This is a genomic window from Burkholderia sp. lig30, assembly GCF_000687455.2.
GTDB lineage: Bacteria > Pseudomonadota > Gammaproteobacteria > Burkholderiales > Burkholderiaceae > Burkholderia.
Genome location: NZ_JGVW01000052.1, coordinates 61,938 through 80,235, shown reverse-complemented (window position 1 = coordinate 80,235; position 18,298 = coordinate 61,938). Strand labels below are relative to the sequence as shown.

Annotated in this window: 12 protein-coding genes; 6 read left to right on the top strand and 6 right to left on the bottom strand. The window is 69.4% G+C overall.

What is annotated here, in order from left to right; genetic code table 11:
- Window positions 1–75 precede the first annotated feature (75 nt).
- Window positions 76–1,086 carry a low-specificity L-threonine aldolase gene (ltaE, locus tag LIG30_RS04890; RefSeq protein ID WP_038710129.1) on the bottom strand — a complete coding sequence of 337 codons (1,011 nt, stop codon included), beginning with the start codon at window positions 1,084–1,086 and terminating at the stop codon, window positions 76–78.
- A gap of 462 nt (window positions 1,087–1,548) precedes the next feature.
- Here ltaE and LIG30_RS04885 point away from each other — a divergent pair, with 462 nt between their 5' ends.
- Genes LIG30_RS04885 through LIG30_RS26955 form a run of 3 tightly spaced genes read left to right on the top strand, consistent with a single transcriptional unit; the run spans window position 1,549 to window position 4,143 of the window.
- The gene (locus LIG30_RS04885) at window positions 1,549–2,961 is read left to right on the top strand and encodes a cytochrome ubiquinol oxidase subunit I (RefSeq protein ID WP_038710128.1); all 1,413 of its coding nucleotides are present in this window, start codon (window positions 1,549–1,551) and stop codon (window positions 2,959–2,961) included.
- Between the two features lie 32 nt (window positions 2,962–2,993).
- Window positions 2,994–4,001 (top strand): cytochrome d ubiquinol oxidase subunit II, encoded by a 1,008-nt coding sequence (gene cydB, locus LIG30_RS04880; RefSeq protein WP_038710127.1) that lies wholly within the window; start codon window positions 2,994–2,996, stop codon window positions 3,999–4,001.
- Window positions 3,973–4,143 (top strand): hypothetical protein, encoded by a 171-nt coding sequence (locus LIG30_RS26955; protein WP_200929636.1) that lies wholly within the window; start codon window positions 3,973–3,975, stop codon window positions 4,141–4,143. The genes cydB and LIG30_RS26955 overlap by 29 nt, the downstream gene beginning before the upstream one ends.
- Window positions 4,144–4,306: 163 nt before the next feature.
- On the opposite strand, the gene LIG30_RS04875 is transcribed toward LIG30_RS26955, so the two are convergent.
- Window positions 4,307–5,968, bottom strand: coding sequence for an alkaline phosphatase family protein (locus LIG30_RS04875; protein WP_038710125.1), 1,662 nt, complete (start codon window positions 5,966–5,968; stop codon window positions 4,307–4,309).
- 285 nt (window positions 5,969–6,253) lie between these two features.
- Here LIG30_RS04875 and LIG30_RS04870 point away from each other — a divergent pair, with 285 nt between their 5' ends.
- Window positions 6,254–6,472 carry a hypothetical protein gene (locus LIG30_RS04870; protein ID WP_038710198.1) on the top strand — a complete coding sequence of 73 codons (219 nt, stop codon included), beginning with the start codon at window positions 6,254–6,256 and terminating at the stop codon, window positions 6,470–6,472.
- Window positions 6,473–6,521: 49 nt separating this feature from the next.
- Here the strand turns inward: LIG30_RS04870 and LIG30_RS04865 are convergent, their stop codons facing one another.
- The gene (locus tag LIG30_RS04865; RefSeq protein WP_038710123.1) at window positions 6,522–10,271 is read right to left on the bottom strand and encodes a DUF748 domain-containing protein; all 3,750 of its coding nucleotides are present in this window, start codon (window positions 10,269–10,271) and stop codon (window positions 6,522–6,524) included.
- Between the two features lie 369 nt (window positions 10,272–10,640).
- Between LIG30_RS04865 and LIG30_RS04860 the strand changes: the two genes are divergently transcribed.
- Complete coding sequence (locus LIG30_RS04860) at window positions 10,641–13,151, top strand: heavy metal translocating P-type ATPase (protein ID WP_038710121.1); 2,511 nt, start codon at window positions 10,641–10,643, stop codon at window positions 13,149–13,151.
- A gap of 82 nt (window positions 13,152–13,233) precedes the next feature.
- Here the strand turns inward: LIG30_RS04860 and LIG30_RS04855 are convergent, their stop codons facing one another.
- Window positions 13,234–13,713 carry a GNAT family N-acetyltransferase gene (locus LIG30_RS04855; RefSeq protein WP_038710117.1) on the bottom strand — a complete coding sequence of 160 codons (480 nt, stop codon included), beginning with the start codon at window positions 13,711–13,713 and terminating at the stop codon, window positions 13,234–13,236.
- Between the two features lie 126 nt (window positions 13,714–13,839).
- On the bottom strand, window positions 13,840–15,234 hold the full coding sequence (locus LIG30_RS04850; RefSeq protein ID WP_152986012.1) for a flagellar hook-length control protein FliK: 1,395 nt from the start codon (window positions 15,232–15,234) through the stop codon (window positions 13,840–13,842).
- Window positions 15,235–15,432: 198 nt separating this feature from the next.
- On the opposite strand from LIG30_RS04850, the gene LIG30_RS04845 reads away from it, so the two are divergent.
- Window positions 15,433–16,542 (top strand): AGE family epimerase/isomerase, encoded by a 1,110-nt coding sequence (locus tag LIG30_RS04845; protein WP_038710114.1) that lies wholly within the window; start codon window positions 15,433–15,435, stop codon window positions 16,540–16,542.
- On the opposite strand, the gene LIG30_RS04840 is transcribed toward LIG30_RS04845, so the two are convergent.
- Entirely contained in the window at window positions 16,515–18,125 is a 1,611-nt protein-coding gene (locus LIG30_RS04840; RefSeq protein WP_038710112.1) for a methyl-accepting chemotaxis protein, read from the bottom strand. The genes LIG30_RS04845 and LIG30_RS04840 overlap by 28 nt on opposite strands.
- Window positions 18,126–18,298: the final 173 nt, after the last annotated feature.

Genomic DNA, 18,298 nt, shown 5'->3' with positions numbered 1-18,298 from the left:
CCGGCCGCGCGGCGTGGTGTCGTGTGACGCCACGTTGCCGTGCCGTGCCGTGCCGTGACGTGATGCGGCGCGGCGTTACGCGCGTTGCGAGAAATACGCGCCGACCGCCGCAACGACCGTATCGATGTCGTCGCGCGACACGTCGCAGTGCGTGACGAAGCGCGACGCATAGAGCATCTGCGTCAGGATGCCCCGCGCCTTGAGCCACGCTTCGAGCGGCGCGCAATCGGCTTCGGGAAACTGCGCGAACACCATGTTCGTCGCATGCGACAGCACCTTGACCGGCTCGATGCGCGCCAGCCCTTCGGCGAGACGCTCGGCGTTCGCGTGATCCTCCGCGAGCCGCTCGACGTTGTGCTCGAGCGCGTACAGGCATGCCGCAGCGAGAATGCCCGACTGCCGCATCCCGCCGCCCAGCACCTTGCGCCAGCGATGCGCGCGCTCGACCAGCGCGCCGCTGCCGACGAGCACCGAGCCGACCGGCGCGCCGAGGCCCTTCGAGAAGCAGATCGAGATCGTGTCGAACGGCGCGCACAGCTCGGCGATCGTGCGGCCCGACGCGACCGCCGCATTGCACACGCGCGCGCCGTCGAGATGCGCGGACAGGCCGCGGCTGCGCGCATAGGCGACCGCCTCCTCCGCATAGCCGGCCGGCAGCACGCGGCCGCCGAGGGTGTTTTCGAGCGCGAGCAGGCGCGTGCGCGCGAAATGGTTGTCGAGCGGCTTGATCGCCGCCGCGATCTTGTCGAGCGGCAGCGTGCCGTCCGGCGCGTGCTCGATCGGCTGCGGCTGGATGCTGCCGAGCACCGCCGCGCCGCCGCCTTCGTACTTGTACGTGTGCGCGAGCTGGCCGACGATGTATTCGTCGCCGCGCTCGCAATGCGCCATCAGCGCGGCGAGATTGCTTTGCGTACCGCTCGGAAAGAACAGGCCGGCCTCCTTGCCCGCCCGCTCGGCCACGGCCGCCTGCAAACGCAGCACGGTCGGGTCGTCGCCCCACACGTCGTCCCCGACTTCGGCGGCGGTCATCGCGGCCAGCATCGCCGGGCTCGGGCGCGTTACGGTATCGCTGCGTAGATCGATCATCGTTCATCCCTGAGTGAACGCGGGCCGGCACAGGCCCCGCCGAAAGAGACCCAGAGTGTACGCAAATCGCCCGGCGCGTGCCGGCCTTGCCGCGCGGCGGCCGGCGGATGCGAGGCCGTCAGTACGCGCGGGGCGGCGGCTGAATGCACGGCGGCCGCAACGGCGGCGCTGCGCCGCGCGCCGGCGCGAGATGTGGCCCGAACCGCGTGCCGCCGCGTGCCATATTGACGCAGGTGCGGCAGGCCGCCGCAGCGGCAGCGGCGCGCGCGAAGTGCTTCGTTCTTGATTCGAATCAACGATTTACTCCGAAAACGCTGCGCCGAGGCTGGACATCTGCGACGAGTTGGCGCATGTCGCGGCGCAGCACGCGGTTCCATACTCCAGCCAACCTCGCGGCCTGCCGGCCAGGCGGGGTCCGCCGGCAGCCCCGCCGGCGGGTATCGACAGCTTCGGTTAACAGGTATGGATACCGCTTTTTCGGCCCTCGATCTGGCCCGCCTGCAATTCGCATTCACCGTTTCGTTTCACATCGTCTTTCCCGCGCTCAGCATCGGCCTCGCGAGCTTCATCGCCGTGCTCGAATATCGCTGGCTCAAGACCGGCAAGCCGTACTACAAGTCCCTGTGCGTGTACTGGTCGAAGATCTTCGCCGTCGCGTTCGGGATGGGCGTCGTCTCCGGCGTCGTGATGGCCTATCAGTTCGGCACCAACTGGTCCGGCTTCTCCAGCTTCGCGGGCGCGGTCACCGGCCCGCTGCTGATGTACGAGGTGATGACCGCATTCTTCCTCGAAGCCGGCTTCCTCGGCATCATGCTGTTCGGCTGGAACCGCGTGAGCCCGCGCGCGCACTTCGGCGCGACGCTGATGGTCGCGGTCGGCACGCTGATCTCGACGTTCTGGATTCTCGCGTCGAACAGCTGGATGCAGACGCCGCAAGGCTTCGAGATCGTCGACGGCCGCGTGGTGCCGACCGACTGGCTCGCGATCATCTTCAACCCGTCGTTCCCGTACCGCCTCGCGCACATGGCGATGGCCGCCTTCGTGGTCGCCGCGCTGGTGGTCGCCGCGACGGGCGCCTGGCATCTGCTGAAGGGCCGTCGCGACAAGGCCGTGAAGAAGATGTTCTCGATGGCGCTGTGGCTGCTGCTGGTGCTCGCGCCGCTGCAGGCGATGGTCGGCGACCAGCACGGCCTCAACACGCTCAAGCATCAGCCGGCGAAGATCGCCGCGATCGAAGGCCTGTGGGAAACCGAGCCGGGCGGCACGCCGCTCAACCTGTTCGGCATCCCGGACATGAAGGCGGAAACCACCCGCTATGCGGTATCCATCCCGCACCTCGGCAGCCTGATCCTCACGCACAGCTGGGACGGCCAGATCCGCGGCCTGAAGGAATTCCCGCCGGAAGACCGCCCGAACTCGACGATCGTGTTCTGGAGCTTCCGCGTGATGGCCGGCCTCGGCGTCGCAATGATCGGCGTCGCCGCGCTCGCCTGGCTGCTGCGCCTGAAGGGCCGTCTCTATGACGCGAAGTGGTTCCAGCGCATCGCGCTCGCGATGGGGCCGACCGGCTTCGTGTCGCTGCTCGCGGGCTGGGTCACGACCGAGGCAGGCCGCCAGCCGTGGGTCGTGTACGGCGTGATGCGCACCGCGCACGCGGCGTCGCCGCTGTCGGCACAGCAGGTCGGCATCTCGATGATGACCTTCGTCGTCGTGTACTTCCTCGTGTTCGGCACCGGCGTCTACTACATGCTGAAGCTGATGAAGGCCGGCCCCGCGCTGCCGGACGACATGTCCGACGACACGCCCGGCGCGCGGGCCGATCAAACCGCGCGCCGCCCGCTGTCCGCCGCGAGCCACCTGATCGATGCCGCCTGAGCCGCACACCGCATTCGCAAACGAGGAAACCTATGGACGTCACCGCAATCTGGGCCGCGATCATCGCATTGGGGCTCTTCATGTACGTCGTGCTCGACGGCTTCGACCTGGGCATCGGCATCGTCTTCCCGTTCTTTCCTGACGAGCAGGAACGCGACCTGATGATGAACACCGTCGCGCCCGTGTGGGACGGCAACGAGACGTGGCTCGTGCTGGGCGGCGCGGGGCTGTTCGCGGTCTTTCCGGTCGTGTATGCGACCGTGCTGTCCGCGCTGTACCTGCCGCTCGTCTTCATGCTGGTCTGCCTGATCTTCCGCGGCGTCTCGTTCGAGATCCGCGCGAAGGCGCGCCGCACCAAGCACCTGTGGGATCTGGCGTTCATCGGCGGCTCGACCGGTGCCACGTTTTTCCAGGGCGTCGCGCTCGGCGCGTTCCTGCAGGGCATCCCGGTCCGTGACGGCGCGTTCGCCGGCGACGGCTTCGGCTGGCTCACGCCGTTCACCATCCTGACGGGCCTCGGCCTCGTCGCGACCTATGCGCTGCTCGGCTGCTGCTGGCTCGTCGCGAAGACCGAAGGCGACCTGCAGCGCCGCCTGCATCGCGTGGTGTGGCCGCTGACCATCGTGCTGCTCGGCTTCATCGCGGTCGTCAGCCTGTGGACGCCGCTGCAGGACCCGGCCATCGCCGCGCGCTGGTTCGATTCCGGGCTGTTCTGGCGGCTCCTGCCGGTGCCGTTCCTCGTCGCCGCGTGCGCGGTGCTCATGTATCGCGCGGTGCGCGACCGCCACGACACGACGCCGTTCGTACTGGCGCTGCTGCTGGTGCTGCTCGGCTATGCCGGCCTGCTCGTGAGCCTGTGGCCGTATGCGATTCCGCCGGGCATGACGATCTGGGAAGCGGCCGCGCCGCGCACCAGCCAGACCTTCACGCTGGTCGGCGCGGTGGTGATCCTGCCGATCATCCTCGCGTACACGACGATGGGTTACTGGGTATTCCGGGGCAAGGTGCGTCATGAAGACCAGCATTACTACCATCACTGATCGCGATGCCGCGCCGCGCGCGCGGCAACTGCCCGGCTGGATGTGGTTCGTCATCCTCTGGATGGGCGGCGTCGCGAGCGCGGTCACGCTCGGCTATGCGTTCAAGATCTTCATGAACTTCACGCTGTTCGCGGTGAAGTAAACGCGAAGCACCCGGCCGCGACGAGGCGGCACGGCGCGCCGCGCGATCGACGCGCGGCGTGCCACGGGCGGAGCGGGGCCGAACCCGCCGCCCCGCCCGCTCTACGCATCTACGCATCTACGCATCTACGTCTCTGCGCTTCTACGCTTTTACGCCTCCACGCTCAACGCTCGATGCTCAAACCCGGCAGCACGCGCGTGTGCTCGGCAACGACCGAGTGCAGCAGTTCCGGCTCGAGGCCGAGCAGACGCAGGATCGTCGGCGCAACCTGCGTCGTCAGCACCGGCGCGGCGACCCGATGGCCGTGGCGGATTCCGGGGAACGACACGACGAGGCCCAGATGGCTGTCGTCCGGCGCGTTGCCGCCGTGCTCCTCGTCCTTCTTGGTGCTCGACGTATAGATCACGCCCGGGTTCGGCTGCACGATGATGTCCGGCGTGCGGCCCGCGGCCGGATCGCCGAAGCGCGCGGCAAGCGCCGGCCCGCTCAGGATGTATGCCTGCGGGCCGTTCGCGCAGATCCCCGGCGCATTGCAGCCGAGGTTCGCGTTCAGCGTCGCGAGCACGGCGCTCAGCTGGGTGCGGTCGCGCAGCCAGATCAGGCCAACGTCGTCGGTCTGCACGAAGCCGGTGCCGACGAGGCCCGTGCCGTCGTTCAGGTTGCCCGATTTGGTGGCGTTCTGGCCGAAATTCCCGTTCGGGTCGAGATAGTTGTTCGTTTCGAGCAGCGTCGTCAGGGTATCGCCGTTCTTCACGAGCTTCGTGTGATCGGTCGGCGACTGGCCGTGCTTCGCGGTGACGATCACCGCCGTCGAACGGTACAGGTCGCGCTGCTTCAGCTCGGCCACGATCCGGCCTAGCGCGTTGTCGACGTAGGCGATCGCGTTCGCGACCTGCACGTTCGGCGTGAAGTTCGCGTCGAGATAGCCGCCGCCCGCCGCGACCGGCGCCTTCTGCGCGACGCTCAACGTCTGGAAGTCGCCGCCGAACACGGTCGGCACCGCCGCGCTCGCCGTTCCCGCGCCGTTCTTGCCGTCGATCTGGTTCAGCAGCGCCTGAACGTGAAAGTCGTCGAATTTCTCGGTGTGCGAATAGACGTCGGTGTAACTGGTTTTCGTCGCCGGATCGATCGAGTTGATCTCGGTGCGCGCGAGATCGTCGACGCCGTGACCGGACGGGCCGTTCACCCAGTCGTAGCCCCACGCGTGCTTGTCGGCCCACGCGGTTCGCGCCCCCGGCATCGCGAACTTCACCGCTTCGAACACGGTATTCGTCTTCACGTAGTTGTGCGGGTAGACCGGCACGCACGCGCCGCCGACGCGCGCGTTCGGAATCGCCTGCGGATTGAACGCGCCGCCGCCGTCGAGGTTCACGAGCGCGTTGCCGTTCTGCGCGTCGATGCCGGTCGTCTCGTCGAACACGACGTTCCAGCCTTGCTTGCCGGTGCAGGTCGTGTCGATCGGCGCATACAACGTGCGGTCATACGATACGTCGTAGAAAAGGCCCGCCGACTTCGGCGAGCCGCCCGTCACGAGCGCGGCGAGGCCCGGGAACGAATCAGACAGGCCCGGCGTGTGCGCGTTCGTATATGTGATGCCGGATTGCGCGAGCAGCGCCAGGTTCGGACACGTGTTCGCGCCGATGCAGCGCGCGACATCCTGTTCGTGCAGGCCGTCGACGCTGATCAGCAGCACGTGCTGCGCGACGCCGCGCTCGCGATCGTGCCTGCCGTCTTCGCGTTCCGCATGGACGCTCGCGCCGGCGAGCGCCAGAGCGAGCCCGACCACCACCACCGATTTCCGCTGCTTCCCGAATTGCGCATTCATGACCCCACCTCGTCGATTGAAGTTGAACTGCTTGAAGGCGCGACGAATGTGCCGGACGATTGCGGCGCCAGGGTGATGCGGGGCTTTCCGTTGCCTGTCAAACGTAACGAAACGAAACCGCACACGAATCGCCGACGCGCGCCGCGCTCCGGTAACGAAGCGTGCGCGTCGCGCGATCGACGAACCGGGACCGCATGCACGACGCCGTTGCGCGCGATTTTTTTTCGGCTTGGCGCGCGACTATTGACGTGCGATAACGGGTTTTCCCTGACCCGGAGCATGAGCATGGCCACGCTGGAAGCCTTCCGGTTCGTGCTGGACGACGCACGCACCCCCGAGATCATTCGTCATCACGTCGTCGACGCGCTGCAGTACGCGCTGCGGAACTACGGACAGGTGTTTACGGCAAAGGAAATCGAGTGGCTGACGCAATGGGACGATGCACGTCTGCCGCTCGCGGCGCGGCGGGAACAGGACAAGCGCGCGGACGAAGTCGCGCGCTGAGCGGCGCCCCCGTCACCGCGCGAGCGCGGCGACGGGGGCAGGCGGCGGGTCACTTCAGGCCGAAGTCGACGCGGGTGGTCGCGCCCTTGTCCTCGATGCCCTTTGCATCGAGCTTCGGCGCGACAACGAACATCCGGCTCGCGTCGACCTTGCCGTCGAGGTACTGACGTACCGATTCCGCACGCTGCTGCGCGAGCGTGCGCAGGCTGCCTTCGTCGACCGGCGCGTGGTCGGCAAGCGCCTTCTTCATGTCGTCGTCCGGCAGCGTCTTCTGCAGGCCGACCAGGTTGCGCGGCTTCTTGAAATCGGCGGCCTTGTACGCGCGGGTCAGGAACGTGTGGTACTCGGCCGGATCGACCTTCACCGACGCCGTATCGACGCTCTCGCCCTGCCCGACGACCTCCTTCAGCTTCTGCTGCCGCACGAGCCGCGTGACGTACGCGTCGCGCAGGCCCGGCAGATCCTTGTCCGGATCGACACGGCCGATCAGGTCGAGGCGGATCGACGGCTTGTCGGCCAGCATCTTCGCGATCGTGTCGAGCTTGCCCTGCGACGCGTCGGTCAGTTGCGACGAACCCGGCGCGAACTCGACATAGCCGAGTTCCTCGCCATTGCCGCCGAACGCGTGCGCGAGCAGCGTAAACGGCGACGTGACGGCCTTCGCGATCAGGTTGAGCACCGCGCGCCAGATCAGCCCACCGACGCTGAACTCCGGGTTCGACAGCGAGCCCGACACCGGAACGTCGACGTCGATCTCGCCGCGCGAATTCTTGAGCAGCGCGATCGCGAGCCGCACCGGCAGCTTGGTTGCGGTGTCGTTCTCCACGTGCTCGCCGAAGGTCAGCTGGTCGATGAAGATGTGGTTGTTCGCGGTGAGCTGGTCGTTCGCGAGCTGATAGTGCAGATCGACGTTCAGCTTGCCCTTCGTGATCGGATAGCCGGCGTACTTCGCCGAATACGGCGTCAGGTTGGTCAGCTCGATGTCGTGCGCGGTCGCGGTGAGGTCGAGCGCCGGCTTCGCGATCAGCGGATTCACGGAGCCCTTGATCGTGATCGGGCCGTTCCCGGAGAGATTCGCGGTGACGTCCACCGGCGCGGACGTCGTCGACTCCGTGCCGAACCCGCCGACCATGCCCTTGATCGCGACGAGGTTCGCCGTGTAGTTCGGCTTGATGAAGTTGTCGGTGTAGTTCACCCGGCCGTTCTGCAGTACCAGCTGGCCGACGTGCATCCGCACCGGCTGCGCCGGCGGCGTCGCCGCCTTCACGACCGCCGGCGCCGACGCCGGGGCCTGCTGCGCGACGTGCGCCGCCGGGGCCGCTTGCGCGACGGCCGGCGCCGACGCGCCCTGCGGCGACAGCGGCACCGGCTCGCCCTTGCCTGCGTCGCGCGTCAGCGACTGCGCCGGGCCGCTTTCCTGCGCGACCACATCCTTCAGGTTCAGGCGGCCTTGCGCATCGAGCAACACCCGGCCGTAGAAGTTCGAGAACGTCACGCGCGCCGCGTCGACGTCGGTACCGTGCTCGTCGTAGCTGGCCTTCAGGCCGGTGAGCGCCAGCGAGCGCCAGCCCGCGAACGGATCGGACGTCGCCTTGTCGAGCATCCGCACGTCGACGAGCGCGGCGTCGCCGCGATACGACGCGCGGATCGCGTCCTTGACCTGCGCGAACGCCAGGTTGCCCTGCGCGTTGAGCAGCGCGCTCGCCACCGTCGCGTTCAGCGCGCTGCCGAAGTACGGCTCGAACGCCGCCGCGTCGAGGCGGTTGCCGTTGATCCTGAGACCGACTTTCAGCGGCTGCGCGGTCACGTCGCCCGACACGTTCAGCGATCCCTTGCGGTTCAGCGTCGCCTGCAACTGGACCGGCAACGGCTTCGACAGGTCGTCGCTGATCTTCCGCACGTTCAGCTGCAGCGGCTTGAACGCCAGCTTCACCGGATGCGGCGTCGACAGGTCGGTATAGGTCGCGGCCGCGTCCTTCACGTTCAGCTCGCCGATCTCGTAGTGCCACGACGGCGCGGCAGGCTCCGCGCGGCCCTTGTGCGCGACGGCCCGCGCGGGCGCCGCCTGCGACGGCGCGGCCAGCGCGGCCAGGTCGATCGCGCCGTTCTTCAGGCGCCGCACGTCGAGCGCGAGCCCGTTGGCGTCGACGCTTTCGACTTGCGCCGTGCGCGCCGCCAGATCGACCTTCGTCACCTTCACGCGCGCGTCGGACAGCGCGATCGCGGGCGCTTTCGCGTCGGGTGCGGCGATCTTCAGCGCGTTCAGGCTCAGCTCGCTGTCGGCGACCTGCGCGTCGAGCGGCGTCTTGCCCCAGTCGGCCTTCGCGTTGACCGTCGTGCTGAAGGTGCCGTCGAGCACCCGCGCGCGCGTCGCTTCGCCGAGGTACGGCTGCAGCGCGGGCAGCGCGAGCGCGTCGACCGTCAGCTTCGTGTCGGCCTGCTTCGCCGCGAGGCTGAAGGTGCCCTCGGCCTTCACCGTGCCGCCGCGCGACAGTTCCGTCGACACCGCGTAGCGCGCCGGCGTCCTGCCTTGCATCGTGAAGCCGTCGAGCGTCGTCGCGATGCGCGTGAGCGACAGCGCCGCGGGCGTCGCCGGCATGCGGTCGTCGAAATTGACCGTGCCGCCGTCGATCGCCAGGTGGCGGATCGCCAGGTCGAGCGGCGCGGCCTTCGCTTCGGCGGCCGGCGCAGCCGGCGCCGCTGCCGATGCGCCCGATGCCGCGGCCGGGGCGGCCGGCGTGCCGGCGAGCTTCTCGACGTTCAATACGCCTTGGCGGTCGCGCGCGAGATCGACGACCGGCTGGTCGACGCGAATCTCGTCGAAATGCAGAATGCTGCGCAGCGGCTGCAGGTCGGTTGCCGCGACGTGCACGCCGCGCGCGGCGAACAGCGGCTCGGACGACGCGCTCGTCACCTTCGCGTCGTTCAGGTCGACGGTGCCGGACACGCGCAGCGCGGGCGTGTCGCCCGCCATCACGAAACGGAGCTTGAGGTTGGTGCTGAGCGTGCCGTTCCGCACCGCGACCGGCAGCTTCGCCGGCGCATACGTGATCAGCTTCGGCACGTCGAGCCTGTCGAACTTCAGCTCGACCTCCGATTCGCGCGACTGCGCGAACGGCTTGGTCTTGCCGTCGATCGCGATCGGGCTGCCGTCGATCCGCGCGCGCAGCTTCGGCTCGACGAAGATGTCGGTCTTCGACGGCAGCGTCGCGACGTACGGAATGCCCAGCGACCAGTTGTCGATCACGTGCTTCTCGTTCAGCAGGCGGTCGTCGAAATCGACTCGCCCGTCGTTGACCTGGATGTTCGACAACGAGAAGTGGACCGGCTTGCTGCCCGGCTTCGACGGCGTCGAGAACTTCTCGATCAGGTCGGTGAAATTGAAGCGCTGCGCGTCGTAGCGGACGATATGGAAGCGCGGCGCGTCGACGCGGATCTCGCTGACGATCGGCGCGCCGCGAAACAGCGATGCCCACGACGGCCGCACGGTCAGCTTGCCGATATCGATGAACTCGCCCTGCCCGCCGCGTTCGCCGACATGGATGCCCTCGGCTTCGAGATTCAGCGTGTACGGATTCAGCGCGATGCGCCGGACGGTCGCCGGGCGGTCGAGCTGGAGCGTCAGCTGTTGCTCGGCGACGTGCCGGATCAGCGGCGGCGCCGCGAAGAATCCAAGCAGTCCGAACAGTACGAGGAAGATCAGCGTGCCGACGCCGATGCGCTTCGCACGGCGCGAGCGCGCGACGTCGCCGATGGCGTGAAGGGTGGAGGAGACTTTTTCTTTGTCGAGGCTTGCCATGCTGGAATGCCTATTGAACTACGGTCAGGCTGTCTGAGAGATCGGATCGGACGGGCCGGCTTCCCCAAGTATAGGCGTCGGGAATGAACGGACGCAGTTCGGGCCGCAGGCGCGCGCGTCGCGCATTCCTCGCCGCAGGCGCGCCGGCCGGACGAAGCCGAATCTCGGGATGGGCTGTATCCTACCCTTGCCGCCCCAACAAAAACAATGGCGGAACCCGGTAAACCCCCGATTCGCGCCGTGTGGCGCCCTCTGTATCGCATGCCTCCCCGTCGCGCGTCGCAACGCCACCGGCGCTTGACCTTGCCATGATGGGAATGTTGATACTCGATATGTTTGCGGCATGGGCCGCGTCTTCTGGAACATGACATGACTGAACAGGCCGCACCGGAGGCGTCGAACACGATCGCGCTGACGATCGAGGGCATGACCTGCGCGTCGTGCGCGGGCCGCGTCGAGAAAGCGCTCGCCGCCGTACCGGGCGTCACGAACGCCTCCGTCAATCTCGCGACCGAGTGCGCGTCGGTCGACGCCGCGGCAGGCGTCGCGACCGCCGCATTGCTGGATGCCGTGAAGCGCGCCGGCTATCTCGCCTCGCCCGCCGGCGAACCGGGCGCCATCGCCGTACCGCCCGATGCCCCGGCGATCATCGACCTCGAGATCGGCGGCATGACCTGCGCGTCGTGCGCGGGCCGCGTCGAGAAGGCGCTCGCCGCCGTGCCGGGCGTCACGAAAGCGTCCGTCAATCTCGCGACCGAGCACGCATCGGTCAACGCGGCCGGCACGCTCGATCCCGGCGCGCTGATCGCCGCCGTCACCACGGCCGGCTACCATGCGTCGCTCGCCGCCGTCGCGCAGCCGGCCCGCGCAGCGGGCACGCCCGTGCCGGCCGCGCCGGACGCCGGCACGCGCAAACGCCGCGAAGCCAGCCGCGAACGCAGCCTCGTGATCGCGGCCGCCGTGCTGAGCGCGCCGCTCATCGCCCCGATGCTCGCCGCGCCGTTCGGGCTCGACATCATGCTGCCCGGCTGGCTCCAGCTCGTGCTGGCGTCGATCGTGCAATTCGGCTTCGGCGCCCGCTTCTACCGGGCCGCGTGGTATGCGCTGAAAGCCCGCGCGGGCAACATGGACCTCCTCGTCGCGCTCGGCACGTCGGCGGCCTACGGGCTGAGCCTGTGGCAGTTGCTGCGCGAACCGGCGCACGCCGCGCATCTCTACTTCGAGGCGTCGGCGGTGATCGTCACGCTGGTGCGCTTCGGCAAATGGCTCGAGGCGCGCGCGAAGCGCCAGACCACCGACGCGATCCGCGCGCTGAACGCGCTGCGCCCGGATCGCGCGCGCATCGTCGAGCAGGGCGTCGAGCGCGACGTGCCGCTCGCGCAGGTGCGCGTCGGCACGGTCGTCAGCATCCGGCCCGGCGAGCGGGTGCCGGTGGACGGCCGGATCGTCAGCGGCCGCTCGCACGTCGACGAATCGCTGATCACCGGCGAAAGCCTGCCCGTCGCGAAAGACGCGGGCGCACCGGTGACGGCCGGCTCGATCAACGGCGAAGGCGCGCTCGTCGTCGCGACCACCGTGGTCGGCGCGGAGACGACGCTCGCGCGCATCATCCGCCTCGTCGAGTCCGCTCAGGCGGAGAAAGCGCCGATCCAGCGGCTCGTCGATCGCGTCAGTGCCGTGTTCGTGCCGGCGATCCTCGGGATCGCGGTGCTCACGCTGGCCGGCTGGCTGATTGCCGGCGCAAGCAGCGAAACCGCAATCCTCAACGCGGTCGCCGTGCTCGTGATCGCCTGCCCGTGCGCGCTCGGCCTCGCAACGCCGGCCGCGATCATGGCAGGCACCGGCGTCGCCGCGCGTCACGGCGTGCTGATCAAGGACGCGCAGGCGCTCGAACTCGCGCAGCGCACCGCCGTCATCGCGTTCGACAAGACCGGCACGCTGACCGAAGGCAAGCCGTCCGTCACCGCCTTCGAGCCGGTCGGCATCGCGCGCGGCGACGCGCTCGCGCTCGCCGCGGCGGTGCAGCGCGACAGCGATCACCCGCTCGCTCGCGCGGTCGTGGCCGCGTTCGACGCCGATGCCGCCGCGCGCGGCAGCGCGACACCCGCGCCGGTCGCGGCCGACGCCCGCGCGGTTGCGGGGCGCGGCGTCGAGGCACGCGTCGGCGGCCAGTTGCTCGCGCTCGGCAGCGCGCGCTGGCGCGACGAACTCGGCATCGCAGTGCCGCCCGCGCTCGACGCGCGCGCAGCCGAACTCGAGCGCGCCGGCAATACGATCTCGTGGCTGATGCGCGCCGACGCGCCACGCGTGGCGCTGGCGCTGATCGCGTTCGGCGACACGGTGAAGCCGAGCGCGCGCCGCGCGATCGAGCAGCTGGCCGCGCGCGGCGTCGCGAGCGTGCTCGTGACGGGCGACAACCGCGGCAGCGCGGCGGCCGTGGCCGCCTCGCTCGGCATCGGCGAGTTTCACGCGCAGGTGCTGCCGGACGACAAGGCACGTGTCGTCGCCGAGCTGAAGCGCACGCACGGCGGCATCGTCGCGATGGTCGGCGACGGGATCAACGACGCGCCCGCGCTCGCCGCGGCGGACATCGGCATCGCGATGGCGACCGGCACCGACGTCGCGATGCATACGGCCGGCATCACGCTGATGCGCGGCGACCCGGCGCTCGTCGCCGACGCGATCGACATTTCGAAGCGCACGTACCGCAAGATCCAGCAGAACCTGTTCTGGGCGTTCGTCTACAACCTGATCGGCGTGCCGCTTGCGGCGCTCGGCTGGCTGAATCCGGTCGTCGCCGGCGCGGCGATGGCGTTCTCGAGCGTGAGCGTCGTGACCAACGCGCTGCTGCTGCGGACGTGGAAGGGGCGGGCGAGGTAATGGCGTGCGCATGCCGCGGAAGCGGCCGCGCACGGTCATTCGGCGCAGCGCAGCGGCATGAAGCCTCGTGCGGCGCGTGCCGCTAACCGGACACGATCGGCTTGATCAGCGTCGTCGTGATCGGCACGAACCCGCGTGCGCGGTACAGCGCACGCGCGGCCGTATTGTGATTGAACACCGACAGGCCGATCTCGGCGATGCCGTGCCGGCGCGCCTCGGCGTCGAGCGCGTCGAGCGCGCGCGACGCCCAGCCCTGGCGGCGCCGCGACGGCACGATTTCAAGATCGTAGACGAACAGCGCGCGATTCGGTCCTTCGGTCACGATCGCATACCAGAGATCGCCGAGCGTCTCGCCGCTCGCGTCATCGACGAGCGACAGCAGCGTCTGGCCCGCGGTCATCAGGCCGTCGGGAAGCAAGGTGTCGAAGCAGGCCCGCGCGCGCACCGGCGCATCGGCCGCATCGTTCTGCCCCGACGCGACGAGATCGCGCGCGTAGCCGGCAATGGCGCGTGCGCGGTATGCGTGAAACTCGCTTGCCGTCATCGGACGCATCTGCAACATGGCGCCCCCAACGAAGGATGGAACCTCCAGTGTAGCGAGTGAGCGCACGCTCGCGTGTGCGTGACGGCGAGCGCAGGCGGCCACGGCGGCGTGCGCGATGTGCCGCCGGGCCGCCGCCTGCCGGGATCAGAATGGTGCGCGACCGCGCCTGGTGCGCTTCACGCCCGCGGTCGGCCGCACGACGTCGCGCCCGACGCGTTCAAGGCGGTTGACCTGGACGGCCAGCATCTCGTTGTGCTGCTCGAGCGTCGCCAGCGTGGCCTGCTGCGCCAGCTGATCGGCCACCAGCCGGTCGATTCGCTGCTGCTGGGCGGCAGCGTCCTGCCGCGCGCCGGACAGCGCCAGCGCCTGCAACAGCAGCGCGGCCAGCCCGGCCAGCACGACGACGGCCAGCGCCAGCAGCAGGCGGTTCACGCGCCGCATTTCCCGGTCGGCCGCGCTCCGCAGCCCGGCCGCGTCGGCCTGCAACGCGGCGAGACGGTCGGCGAGCGGGCCCACCTGCGCGTCGAGATCGACGGACGGCGGGGGTGTCGAAGCGGAAAGCGCCGGTGCGGCCGACGCCGCCGGTGCAACGGCCGGCTCCGTCGGCGTAGCGGCCGATTCGGGCGGCCATGCTGGAACCAAGGCCGCAGCGGGCGCCGCCACGCGTGTCCCCGCCTCCGTCTCCGAAGGCGGTGAAGCCGGCTGTGGCGTCTTCTGCTCGGTGGGTGTTGCCGGTTGAGGCGCCGCTCCGCGCGGGGCGGATTCGCTTCGCGCACCGGCCGCGCGCCGCTTCGCTCCCCTTTGCGGGCGTGCCGCACGCGGCGGCGCAACGGCGGCCTCCGGCGCGTCATGCGGGCTGTCCGCGCTTTCGGCAGCGGACGAACGGTTCCCGTCCGGGATGTCCGGCGACGCCGCCCGATCCCGGTCGGCCGTCTCGCCGTTTGCGACCGTCGGCGTGGCATCGTGCTGCATGCTGCCAGCCGACGCTCGTTGCGCGTCGCCCGTGTTCGGCTCGGCAACGGCGGCCTCCGCCTCCACCACGGTTTCAGGCACCGCGTCGATGGACGATGACGCGGCCGCGTCGGCCGGCGCGATTTCGATCATCGCGCTTCCCGTCGACACGTGGCCCGCCTGATCCGCCTCGTCCCGCGCCGCGCCCGCATCGATCGTCTCGATGGCCGGCACGTCGAACCCGACGAGCGTCGATTGGGTATCGGGCGGCGCGACGGTTGCGGCTTTCGACGCTGCGGGCTGCGCCGCGTTGTCGATCCCGGGCGCATCGGCGCCGACAGGATTGCCGAACAGGTCGAGCGTGAGCGCGTCGCGAGACGTGTCGCCGTGCTGCATGTCGCCAGCGGGCCGGGCCGCCGCGCGGGCGGGCCCACGGCTGGCTGCGGCGGCACTGCGGCGACGCGGCCGGGTGGAAGGGCGGCTGGAACCAGAGCGGGGAGAGACTGCGGAATCGGTCATGGAGATCGGGGAGCGGCTTGCTGCGCGAACACCTAACGCCTGCATTCTGACGATGTCGGGAAAGGCCATTGTCGCATGACGGCCCGCGCGATCTGTGGCGTATTCGTCACGGTCTGCATCGCGCCGCCCGAACATTCCGCAACCTGCGGCGAATGATCCGGATCGTCCTTTTTATGGTGTGGACCGTCCCGAATGCTATATCCTTGCCGCCAGCCCACGCATCCGTGCGGCGCCGACACGATTCGATTCAAGCGCCAACGCCCCGTCATGCCCGCTTCCGACTCCGCCTCCGTTCAAGCCACCGAGCTGCGCCGCCACTTCGCCGACGTCATCCTGCCGATCTGGCGCGGCTCCGGCTTCGATCGCGCGTTGCAACTGCCGTTCGAGGCGGTCGATCCGGCAACCCACGCGCCGCTGCCCGTCACGCGCTATCGCGCGATGGCGTGCGCGCGGCAACTGTTCGTGTTCGCGCAGGCAGGCGACGCCGCGCACGCGGCGACGCTGTTCGACGCGTTGTGCCGCCGCTTTCGCGATCCGCGCCACGGCGGCTGGATCTACAGCGTCGATGCGAACGGCGCGCCGCTCGACATGACCAAGGATCTGTATACGCACGCGTTCATCGTGTTCGCCTGCGCCGCGTACTACGCCGCGTCGGGCGAACGCGATGCGCGCAGCGTCGCCGAGCAGACCGCCGCGTTGATCCAGGACCGCTTTGCGCCGCGCCCGGGCGACGCGCTGCTCGATGCCGCGCGTCACGAAGACTTCTCGGCGTCGGGCGACGGCCCGCTGCAGAATCCGCTGATGCATCTGACCGAGGCATGGCTCGCCGCCGCCGGTGCGTTCGGCGATGCCGCGTTCGACGACGCGCTCGCGCGTACCGCGCAGGCGGTCGAGCGCACCTTCGTCGACACCGCGACCGGCTGCGTCGCCGAGCTGCCGCTCGGCACCGCCGGCAACCGCTTCGAGCCGGGACATCAGTTCGAATGGTTCTATCTGGTCGACGCGGCCGGCGCGCGCGTCGCGCACACCGGGCTTCCCGGCGCGCTCGCGCGCGCGTTCGCATTCGCCGAACGCCACGGCGTCGATGCGCAAACCGGCGCGGTGTGCGCCGCGCTCGACGCGCACGGCGGATGCCTCGACGGCACGCAGCGCATCTGGGCGCAGACCGAGTATCTGCGCGCGCTCGCGACGCACGGCGGCACGCCTGTGTCAGCGCCGCTGGCGACGCAGATCGCGCGCTTCGCCGCGCGCTTCCTGCATCCGCGCGGCTGGTACGAGTGCAAGACGCCGCAAGGCGAGGTGTCGCGCGGCGACATGCCGTCGACGACCCCGTACCATCTCGCCACCGCCTACGCGGCGCTGCCGGCCAGCGCGTAAGCCGGCGCGCCGCGCGGCGCGGTGCTGCGCGGCGCACGCGCATCGCCGAGCTCGAACACGGCGACCGCGCTTTGCAGATGCGTGGTCTGGTCGTTCAGCGACGCGGCGGCCGCGGCCACCTGCTCGACGAGCGCGGCATTCTGCTGCGTCAGCTGATCCATCTGCGTGACGGCCTGATTGACCTGCTCGATCCCGGTGCTCTGCTCGACCGACGCGGCGGTAATCTCGGTCATCGTGTGCGCGACCCGCGAGATCGACGCCGACACCGTCCGCATCGCCTCGCCCGCGCGCTCGACCAGCTCGGAGCCGCCGCCGATCTGCGCGACCGACTCCTCGATCAGCGTCTTGATTTCCTTCGCCGACTGCGCGCTGCGCTGCGCGAGCGAGCGCACCTCGCCCGCGACCACCGCGAAGCCGCGCCCCTGCTCGCCCGCGCGCGCCGCCTCGACCGCTGCGTTCAGCGCGAGGATGTTGGTCTGGAACGCGATGCCGTCGATCACCGAGATGATCTCCGCGATGCGGCCCGAGCTTTGCGCGATGCCGCGCATCTTGTCGATCACGCTGTCGACCACCCCGCCGCCGTGGCTCGTCGCGCGCAGCGCCTCGTCAGCCAGCGCGCTCGCCGCGCGAGCGCTGTCCGTGTTCTGCCGCACGGTTGCGGTCAGTTCCTCCATGCTCGCGGCGGTTTCCTCCAGCGACGCGGCCTGCGTGCCGGTGCGCGCGGACAGATCCGCGTTGCCGCTCGCGATTTCGCCCGCGCCCAGATGGATCGCGTCGGACGCGTGGCGCACGGTCCGCACCGTGTCTGCGATGCTCGCCTGCATCGCGCCGAGGTCGCGCAGCAGCGTGTCGATCTCGAACACGCCGCGAGGATGCACGGTTTCGTCGAGCCGGCCCTGCGCGATCCGCTCGAAATGGCGCCCCGCCTCCTCGAGCGGCGCGACGATGGCACGCCGCGCGGCCAGATACACCGCGACGATGCTCGCCAGCATCGCGACCAGCAGCACGATCCCGACCCATTTGAACCAGCCGATGCTGGCGTCGATCGAATCGAGTGCCGTGCGGCTCGACGCGCCGCTGTAATCGACGAATTGATGCAGCTCGGTCAGGTAGGCGTCCTGGATGCCCTGCGTCGGCTGGTCGAGAAACGCCTGGAGGTTGTCGCTGGCGAGGAACTGCACGAGTTCCGTGAGCGCGCCATGCAGCTTCCGGTACCGCTCGCCGAGCGCGGCGACGCGCGTCCGGTCCTCGTCGTCGATCGCGGGCGCCGCGCTCAGCGCGGCGAACGCCTTGTCTGCTTCGGCGAGCGAATCGCTCGCATGGCGAATGATGTCTTCCGGCTTGGTCCCGCCGCGCACCATCCGGGTGCCGGCACGGGACAGGTTGATGCGCGCGTCGAGCAGACGCTCGGTCGCCTGGTTCGCCGCGCCCAACTGCGCGATCGCGACGCTCGACAGACCGTCCACGCCGCGCCGTGTCGATGCGAGCGACCAGAAGCCGAGCGCTTCGACGGCGAGCAGAAACAGGCAGAAGACGGTCAACACGCCGAGTAGACCCGACGCGAGCTTGATTTTGCTGAACATGGCGATTCCTGAAGAGCCAACAATGAAGAAATGCTCCGGCGTTAGCGGCATTTCAACAGCGGACTTTAGGCGGCACCGGTGAATCCTGTGCGAAACGGGCCGCGGACGTCATTCGCCGCAACAATCGCTTTGCCCGGCGGCACGATCCGCAAGAAACACGGCGGAATTTCCTT

What these genes read in the sequence shown, in the direction of transcription:
- ltaE (WP_038710129.1), bottom strand. Translation starts at nt 1,086, where the DNA reads ATGATCGATCTACGCAGCGATACCGTAACGCGCCCGAGCCCGGCGATG.
- LIG30_RS04885 (WP_038710128.1), top strand. Translation starts at nt 1,549, where the DNA reads ATGGATACCGCTTTTTCGGCCCTCGATCTGGCCCGCCTGCAATTCGCA.
- cydB (WP_038710127.1), top strand. Translation starts at nt 2,994, where the DNA reads ATGGACGTCACCGCAATCTGGGCCGCGATCATCGCATTGGGGCTCTTC.
- LIG30_RS26955 (WP_200929636.1), top strand. Translation starts at nt 3,973, where the DNA reads ATGAAGACCAGCATTACTACCATCACTGATCGCGATGCCGCGCCGCGC.
- LIG30_RS04875 (WP_038710125.1), bottom strand. Translation starts at nt 5,968, where the DNA reads ATGAATGCGCAATTCGGGAAGCAGCGGAAATCGGTGGTGGTGGTCGGG.
- LIG30_RS04870 (WP_038710198.1), top strand. Translation starts at nt 6,254, where the DNA reads ATGGCCACGCTGGAAGCCTTCCGGTTCGTGCTGGACGACGCACGCACC.
- LIG30_RS04865 (WP_038710123.1), bottom strand. Translation starts at nt 10,271, where the DNA reads ATGGCAAGCCTCGACAAAGAAAAAGTCTCCTCCACCCTTCACGCCATC.
- LIG30_RS04860 (WP_038710121.1), top strand. Translation starts at nt 10,641, where the DNA reads ATGACTGAACAGGCCGCACCGGAGGCGTCGAACACGATCGCGCTGACG.
- LIG30_RS04855 (WP_038710117.1), bottom strand. Translation starts at nt 13,713, where the DNA reads ATGTTGCAGATGCGTCCGATGACGGCAAGCGAGTTTCACGCATACCGC.
- LIG30_RS04850 (WP_152986012.1), bottom strand. Translation starts at nt 15,234, where the DNA reads ATGGCCTTTCCCGACATCGTCAGAATGCAGGCGTTAGGTGTTCGCGCA.
- LIG30_RS04845 (WP_038710114.1), top strand. Translation starts at nt 15,433, where the DNA reads ATGCCCGCTTCCGACTCCGCCTCCGTTCAAGCCACCGAGCTGCGCCGC.
- LIG30_RS04840 (WP_038710112.1), bottom strand. Translation starts at nt 18,125, where the DNA reads ATGTTCAGCAAAATCAAGCTCGCGTCGGGTCTACTCGGCGTGTTGACC.